This is a genomic window from Nostoc sp. PCC 9305 (assembly GCF_963920915.1).
In the GTDB taxonomy this organism is placed as follows: Bacteria; Cyanobacteriota; Cyanobacteriia; order Cyanobacteriales; family Nostocaceae; genus Nostoc.
This window is the reverse complement of record NZ_CAWUDN010000193.1, coordinates 1-7,099: the sequence shown is the minus strand read 5'-3', so window position 1 is coordinate 7,099 and position 7,099 is coordinate 1. Positions and strand designations below refer to the sequence as shown.

The window sequence follows — 7,099 nt, the reverse complement described above, 5'->3', positions numbered from 1 at the left end:
TTGACCTGAGTGCGATCGCAATAACAAACTGTTTGTTAATATGTCATTGCGAATGCAGCGTTAGCGGAAAGAAGCAATCGCCAAAGCTAGGATTAGTGAGCTTTGCTTTAGTGCGATCGCAATCACACCAGTAAAATTTACAATCCATCATATAAGTCTTTCCATTCTTGATTGATGCTATTGACTAAATCAATTTTCTTTTGTCTGGAACCTGCTTTAATTTGTTTTTCTCTACTAATTGCTGTATAAGCATCTTCAAATACCTCGTAATAAACTAATTTAGTAATGTTGTATTTATTAGTAAATCCTTCTATTATTTTCTCTTTGTGTTCATAAACTCTCCTTTGTAAATCCTTTGTTACTCCTGTATATAGGACAGTATTATATTTATTTGTCATGATATACAAATAATATTGCTTGCTCATTTATAATCTTTATTTGTGATAGAAACTCAGTCATAACAAATTTTTGTGATATTTGTCACTGCAAAATTATAAGTAAGTATATGGACAAAAATATTTATAGTCATTGCGAGGCATTGCGATTGCTTCATTCCGCTTCGCTCCATTCGCAATGACAATTTAAATTTATCATTGCAGGACTTCCCAATCTTCCAGAGGCACAGCAGGTTCAAAAGGATCGTCATAACGGTACGGTTCTTTGCCACGCAATGGGTACAAATTCGCTTCTTGGGGATGAGTGTGACTTTCTAGAATGATAATTTCAACGGCTTCCCCAGCCTGAAACGGTAAATCTTCAAGAATCAAGGTTCCGTTTTTAGTTAACTTTGTTTCAATTCGATGTGCTTTCATAGTTACTCCGCTAATTCTGAATCTAATAAATCAGCAAATGGTTTTATTTGTTGTAATCCTTCCTCACACCAATTATCATCCTTTTCCCCTTCTTCTAAATTAAATAATCTTTCTCTACACAGAATTTGTAACAACAGTGGCCAGCAGCAACTTTGTGTCAAAATCCACTCTACATCTTCGTCAGTGAAGGGAATGGGCGAACTTGCTATCAATTCTCGCGCTTCTGTCTCAGCTAATACTCCCAGATATGCGGTGTAGCCGAAAATATTGAAAAAAGGTGAACTGTGTCCTGTGTTTCGCGCCATTTCAATCGGTGATTCGGGGGTAGCCAAGACAAATGCTAGATTTCCGCTTGTGTGGTTAGTTGCCAAAGACCGCAAACATTCCCAAAAGCAATCGTCTAATTCTGGACAGCGTTGCAATCCAACACTAATCTCATCCAATAAGATGACTGTGGGAGAATGCAAATTATCGCTGACTACATCCATGAAACGATCTAAATCGCAAGGTGTCGGCACTTGCATCTTCAGTGATTCTAGGATGTACTTTAGCAGTCCTTCTCTACTTTGCATTCGTGCATCTTGCAAATCTACGAAAATCCAACAGTAATTTTCTGGATACGGTAGCCAGTCAGATTTTTGCTTAGGACGCAACTGTTCTACTGGGGTGGTGCTAATATTTTTGAGGTAGTGCAGCAGGGATGTTTTGCCACTGCGCTTTTTGCCAATAATGGCGGCGTTTTGCAGGGGATGACGTTTGAGTAAGTTGAAGAGACGTTTTAATTCTTTTTCGCGTCCAAAAAAGTAACGTGGTTGGGTAATGGGTGCGCCAGTGATGAAGGGCGATGCTTCCCCGTTAGTTGGTTGAGGTTTATTTGGTTGAGTTTCTGGTTCTTTGTATGCAATGTCTTGCCAGCCTAGTCCTAACTTAGCGCTAAGTTCTAGAAAATTCAGATAGTCAACAGGTTTACCGGTGAGGAAGTTTTTTACTGTGGATAAACCAATTCCTGCGCCACTGGCCAATGACTGCTGGCTAGGATAGCTGTTGCGTTGAAGTGCTGACTTTACTTTTTCAATATACTCTGGGGCTACTCGGAGCGATCGCGCCATCATTCCTCATCGAGAAACTGCTGTGAGTATATCAGGTTTTTATACTCGCTAAATAGCAAAGCTGTTTAGTCATAACGTCTTGCACTCTAGATATTAGAGTCATCCTCAACTTAACCGATAATCAACTAAAACTTGTCTAATCGGTGACTGTTTCTCAACTCAGTTCTCAGCCAGCACCAAGTTGTAATGAGAATGTAAGGAATTAAGGGCTTTGAAAATGAAACGAGAACTGGGAATTCTGCAAATTATCCTATCACTTTGCGGAGTGATGATGTTTGGTACAGTAACTTACGCTGCGATTAATATGGTGAATGGTCAATACCAAGTGGAAATATCGCTCAATACGAAGGGACTCATTATTAAGTCAGATATTGACAAAAGGCAATGCAAAGCAGTAGAAGACATTGCCCAAAAACAAGAAAGTACAAATTTAGACCAGAAGACAATTAATTAGGAGTAAAAATCAGTAATGAGTTAGAAGTTATTGATTCTAACTCATTGTGAATGAACCTCTGAGCTTCGTCGATGAACCTTTGAGCTTTATCGATGAACCTCTGAGCTTTGGCAATAAACCTTTGAGCTTCGTCGATAAACCTTTGAGCTTCGTCGATGAACCTCTGAGCTTTGTCGATGAACCTCTGAGCTTTGTCGATGAACCTCTGAGCTTCATCGATGAACCTTTGAGCTTCGTCGATGAACCTCTAAGCTTGGTGAATGAGTTTTTGATACTCGTGAATGAACCTTTGAGCTTCGTGGTTTTTTTTACGAACCGCAAAGGACGCATTCGCGTAGCGTCTCGTAGAGAAGGACGCAAAGAAAGAGAAGAAATATATCTATAAAATGAAGTAAAGCGGTGCGTTAGCCCTTGGTGTAACATACCTTACCAAAACACTAAAGGAGTAGACATTAATAAGGAGTTAGGAATAAATAACTCCTAACTCCTAACTCCTAACTCTTAACTCCTAACTCCTAACTTTTTACAACGCACAAGTCAACTCGCCGGCTTTTTGACTAAAGCGGTGATTCTCCCGATAATCTACGGGACAATCTATCACTGCGGGTACATCTTGAGCGAGGGCTTCTTTCAAAGTGGGAATCAAATCTAAAGCCGATTCAACTCGGTAGCCTTTTAAACCCATGCTTTCGGCTAATTTGACGAAATCAGGATTGCTAAAATGCACAAAGGATGAATTTCCTTTACCAAATTGATTTTCTTGCTTCCATTCAATTAACCCATAGCCACCATCATTGAAAATTATCGTGACAAAAGGCGTACCGACACGCAAGGCTGTTTCTAATTCTTGAGAATTCATCATAAAGCCGCCATCGCCTGTGACAGCCACGACTTTGCGCTTAGGATGAACGAGTTTTGCTGCTAAAGCGCCAGGAATAGCAATACCCATAGCTGCGAAGCCATTGGAAATTATGCAAGTATTAGGACTATGGCAATGATAATGACGAGCCATCCACATTTTATGTGCGCCAACATCAGAGATGACGATATCATCTGGGCCCATCACTTGCCGTAAGTCATAAATTAACTTTTGCGGCTTAATGGGAAATCCGTCATCATGGGCATACTGTTCGTAATCAGCCCGAATCTCCGATCTTAAGCTAATAGCAAAGGGATCGGGTTTGCCTTGTCTGTCTGCTAATTTTAAGATTTCATAGAGGGAATCTGAAATATCTCCCACAACTTCGGCGTTGGGAATATAACTACTATCAATCTCCGCCGGACTTACCCCAATATGCACAATTGGGATTTCACCATTCCGATTCCATTTTTTGGGGGAAAACTCAATCAAATCGTAGCCGATCGCAATTACTAAATCTGTGTTATCAAAAGCACAGGTAATGAAGTCTCTTTGCTGTAATCCCACTGACCACAAAGCTAGTTGATGTGTATAGGGAATAACACCTTTACCCATGAAGGTATTAGCAACAGGTATATTCAGCAAGGTAGCAAATTGCGTTACGGCATCACTTGCATGAGCGCGAATTGCCCCATTTCCGACTAAGATTAATGGGTTAACTGCTTGGCAAATTGCGGCGGCGGCTGCCCGAATGCTAGCAAAAGATGCATAAGTTTTTTCGCTATTATCCTTACGCAAAGGTTTGCCTTCGACGGGCATAGCAGCAATATTTTCTGGCAAATCGATGTGAACTGCACCAGGTTTTTCCGATTGCGATCGCTTAAATGCTTTCCGTACTACTTCTGGTGTAATACTCGGTCGCACTATCTGCTTATTCCACTTGGTAACAGGTGCAAACATTGCCACCAAATCTAAATATTGATGGGATTCAATGTGCATTCTATCTGTTCCCACTTGACCGGTAATGGCCACTAAAGGCGCACCATCGAGGTTAGCATCTGCGACCCCAGTCATCAAGTTGGTTGCCCCAGGGCCAAGAGTAGAAAGACATACTCCGGCTTTTCCGGTTAAGCGTCCGTAGACATCGGCCATGAATGCTGCACCCTGTTCATGACGAGTCGTAATAAATTTAATCGAAGAATGTTTTAACGCTTCCAAAACGTGCAGGTTTTCTTCACCAGGGAGTCCAAAAATATATTGCACTCCTTCATTTTCTAGGCACTGCACCAATAATTCTGCTGTATTCATTTTATTTTCCGACAACTCTATTAACGAATAAGACTTTTGTTCTTTGTCATTAGTCATTTGTCCTTTGTCCTTTGACCAATGACTAATGACTAATCATTTAACCCACACGGTTTTAACATTGACGAACTCATGTATACCTTGGATACTCAATTCTCTGCCATATCCAGAACGCTTGATGCCACCAAAGGGCAACCGAGGATCGGATTTGACCATACTGTTGATAAACACGGCACCAGCTTCGATTTCCTCAACCAAGCGATCGCTCTCTTGGTCGTTGGTTGTCCAAGCACTTGCACCTAAGCCAAAGGGTGAGTCATTAGCGAGTTTGATGGCAGCATCGATATCTGGAACCCGGAATAACAAGGCTACCGGGCCAAAGAATTCTTCTTTTGCAATTGGTGTGTCGGTGGGGATATCTATGATAATCGTTGGCGGATAAAAGTTTCCCGGACGATCTGATAAAGGATGTCCACCGGTGATGACTTTACCACCGCTGCTAATCGCACCTTGCACTTGTTGGTCTAAATCCTGGAGAATACCAGGAGTTGCCAGTGGGCCTAAATCGGTATCTGGTTGCATAGGATCGCCTACTTTTAGCGCCTCAAATTTTTCTAAAAGCAATTTTTCAAATTTGTCTGCGATCGCATCTGCGACAATAAAACGTTTCGCTGCAATACATGATTGCCCGTTATTTAACATCCGCGCTGTAGTAGCTGTGACAACTGCTGTCTCTAAGTCAGCACTTTCTAACACAATAAACGGGTCACTTCCTCCCAATTCCAAAACTGTTTTTTTAATTTGTTTGCCGGCGGCGACGGCGAGGGATGCACCTGCTGGTTCGCTTCCTGTCAAGGTGGCAGCTTTTACGCGCTCATCAGCCATTAAATCGGCAACTTTGGCAGCGCCTATTAATAGAGTTTGAAACGCACCTTCAGGAAAACCTGCCCGTCGAATAATATCTTCAATTGCCAAGGCACACTGCGGCACATTAGAAGCATGTTTGAGTAAGCCGACATTCCCCGCCATCAGGGCTGGTGCGGCAAAACGAAAAACTTGCCAGAAGGGAAAATTCCACGGCATCACCGCGAGAATCGCACCCATTGGTTGATAACGTACAAAACTCTGGCTGGCATCAGTTTTTACACTGACATCAGCTAGAAAACCAGGGGCGTGTTCGGCATAGTAGCGACAGACGGCGGCGCATTTTTCGACTTCTGCGATCGCAGCTTTAAATGGTTTACCCATTTCTAGAGTCATTAACTTAGCAAATTCTGCTTTGTCTTGCTCTAAAATATCAGCAGCTTTTTCTAGCCATTGCGATCGCGTCAAAAAACTAGTCTGACGATACTGTTCAAAAGTCTGACTGGCTAAATCGAGTTTAGCGACAATTTCTGTATCATTGAGCGCCTCAAAGGTTTTGAGCGTCTCCCCAGTGGCGGGATTAATGGTGGCGATCGCCATTACCTGACCTCCCGTTAAAAAATAGCTTGAAGTTGGCTTCCTAATGTTATACATATAAACTGAGGAAGCTACCACCCAAATTCTAGTCTTTTAGCCAAAAAATAGCTGCTGAATATTACGATTTCGCAATTTTAATTGAATTAAAGTATACCAATCGATCAGTATTAATATTGATGAATTAAATACAATTGAAGAAGAATTCAGAAGTCAGAATGAATCAGTGGGGGATTCAGACCCGCCAATGATTTAAGACCACTAAATCTTTTATTTAGTGGGGGTGCAAAAACGCCCTGGATTCATCTACCAGTCGCACAAAATTCATTCTGTTAGCGGTAGCGGGGCGTTTAGCCCATTCTGGCTCCTGACTCCTGAATTCTGTTTCGATAAAGTTGCTATAATTTGCACAATTGAGGAATCAAGCTATGACTCAAGTCTTAGGCAAAGTAGTTACATTCGATGAGTTCGTTGCTAAATATCCAGATAATAGGGGACAACGTTACGAACTATATGATGGAGTAGTAGTAGAAATGCCTCAACCGACAGGCGACCATGAAGAGATTGTTGTATTTTTATCAACAAAAATTACTTTAGAATATAGTCGTCTCAGTCTAACCTATGGTATACCAAAAACAGTATTAGTTAAACCACTTGAAAACGAATCAGCTTACTCGCCAGATTTGCTGCTCCTAAATCTTACTAATTTAGTTAATGAACCTCTGTGGAAAAAAGCATCAACTGTTACTAAAGCAGCATCAATTCCTTTAGTAATTGAGGTGGTAAGTACAAACTGGCGTGATGATTATCTGAAAAAATACGCTGACTATGAAGAAATGGGAATTCCTGAATACTGGATTGTCGATTATGGTGCATTGGGCGGTAGGGAATTTATTGGCAAACCCAAACAACCGACTATTTTAGTTTGCTGTTTAGAAGAAGGTGAGTATCGCGTTAGTAAATTTCGAGAAAATAACCGTATCCAGTCGCCAACTTTTCCAGAGTTAGATTTGACAGCAGAGCAAATTTTTAGTGCTGGCATAGTCGGTAATTCGTAATTCGTAATTCGTAATTCGTAATTCGTAATTCGTAATTCGTAATT

General features: G+C 41.3%; 8 protein-coding genes. 3 read left to right on the top strand and 5 right to left on the bottom strand.

Features of this window, described 5'->3' with window-relative positions; translation table 11 throughout:
- Nucleotides 1-137 precede the first annotated feature (137 nt).
- From ACM0OX_RS34665 to ACM0OX_RS34655, 3 genes are all read right to left on the bottom strand, one after another.
- Complete coding sequence (locus tag ACM0OX_RS34665; RefSeq protein WP_414519625.1) at nucleotides 138-425, bottom strand: GIY-YIG nuclease family protein; 288 nt, start codon at nucleotides 423-425, stop codon at nucleotides 138-140.
- 165 nt (nucleotides 426-590) lie between these two features.
- On the bottom strand, nucleotides 591-812 hold the full coding sequence (locus ACM0OX_RS34660) for a hypothetical protein (RefSeq protein WP_414519623.1): 222 nt from the start codon (nucleotides 810-812) through the stop codon (nucleotides 591-593).
- A 2-nt stretch (nucleotides 813-814) separates the two neighbouring features.
- Nucleotides 815-1,924, bottom strand: a complete 1,110-nt coding sequence (locus ACM0OX_RS34655) for an ATP-binding protein (protein WP_414519621.1) — start codon at nucleotides 1,922-1,924, stop codon at nucleotides 815-817.
- Nucleotides 1,925-2,138: 214 nt separating this feature from the next.
- Here ACM0OX_RS34655 and ACM0OX_RS34650 point away from each other — a divergent pair, with 214 nt between their 5' ends.
- Nucleotides 2,139-2,375, top strand: coding sequence for a hypothetical protein (locus tag ACM0OX_RS34650; protein ID WP_292723056.1), 237 nt, complete (start codon nucleotides 2,139-2,141; stop codon nucleotides 2,373-2,375).
- Nucleotides 2,376-2,421: 46 nt separating this feature from the next.
- The gene (locus ACM0OX_RS34645; RefSeq protein WP_414519619.1) at nucleotides 2,422-2,760 is read left to right on the top strand and encodes a hypothetical protein; all 339 of its coding nucleotides are present in this window, start codon (nucleotides 2,422-2,424) and stop codon (nucleotides 2,758-2,760) included.
- 138 nt (nucleotides 2,761-2,898) lie between these two features.
- Here ACM0OX_RS34645 and ACM0OX_RS34640 read toward each other — a convergent pair whose 3' ends face one another.
- On the bottom strand, nucleotides 2,899-4,542 hold the full coding sequence (locus tag ACM0OX_RS34640; RefSeq protein ID WP_335199504.1) for an acetolactate synthase large subunit: 1,644 nt from the start codon (nucleotides 4,540-4,542) through the stop codon (nucleotides 2,899-2,901).
- Nucleotides 4,543-4,635: 93 nt separating this feature from the next.
- Nucleotides 4,636-6,003: an NAD-dependent succinate-semialdehyde dehydrogenase gene (locus ACM0OX_RS34635; protein WP_414519627.1), complete on the bottom strand. Its 1,368-nt coding sequence runs from the start codon at nucleotides 6,001-6,003 to the stop codon at nucleotides 4,636-4,638.
- A 422-nt stretch (nucleotides 6,004-6,425) separates the two neighbouring features.
- Here ACM0OX_RS34635 and ACM0OX_RS34630 point away from each other — a divergent pair, with 422 nt between their 5' ends.
- Complete coding sequence (locus tag ACM0OX_RS34630; RefSeq protein WP_414519617.1) at nucleotides 6,426-7,055, top strand: Uma2 family endonuclease; 630 nt, start codon at nucleotides 6,426-6,428, stop codon at nucleotides 7,053-7,055.
- Nucleotides 7,056-7,099 lie beyond the last annotated feature (44 nt).

Coding starts and splice junctions, on each gene's coding strand:
- ACM0OX_RS34665 (WP_414519625.1), bottom strand. CDS start 425: ATGAGCAAGCAATATTATTTGTATATCATGACAAATAAATATAATACT.
- ACM0OX_RS34660 (WP_414519623.1), bottom strand. CDS start 812: ATGAAAGCACATCGAATTGAAACAAAGTTAACTAAAAACGGAACCTTG.
- ACM0OX_RS34655 (WP_414519621.1), bottom strand. CDS start 1,924: ATGATGGCGCGATCGCTCCGAGTAGCCCCAGAGTATATTGAAAAAGTA.
- ACM0OX_RS34650 (WP_292723056.1), top strand. CDS start 2,139: ATGAAACGAGAACTGGGAATTCTGCAAATTATCCTATCACTTTGCGGA.
- ACM0OX_RS34640 (WP_335199504.1), bottom strand. CDS start 4,542: ATGAATACAGCAGAATTATTGGTGCAGTGCCTAGAAAATGAAGGAGTG.
- ACM0OX_RS34635 (WP_414519627.1), bottom strand. CDS start 6,003: ATGGCGATCGCCACCATTAATCCCGCCACTGGGGAGACGCTCAAAACC.
- ACM0OX_RS34630 (WP_414519617.1), top strand. CDS start 6,426: ATGACTCAAGTCTTAGGCAAAGTAGTTACATTCGATGAGTTCGTTGCT.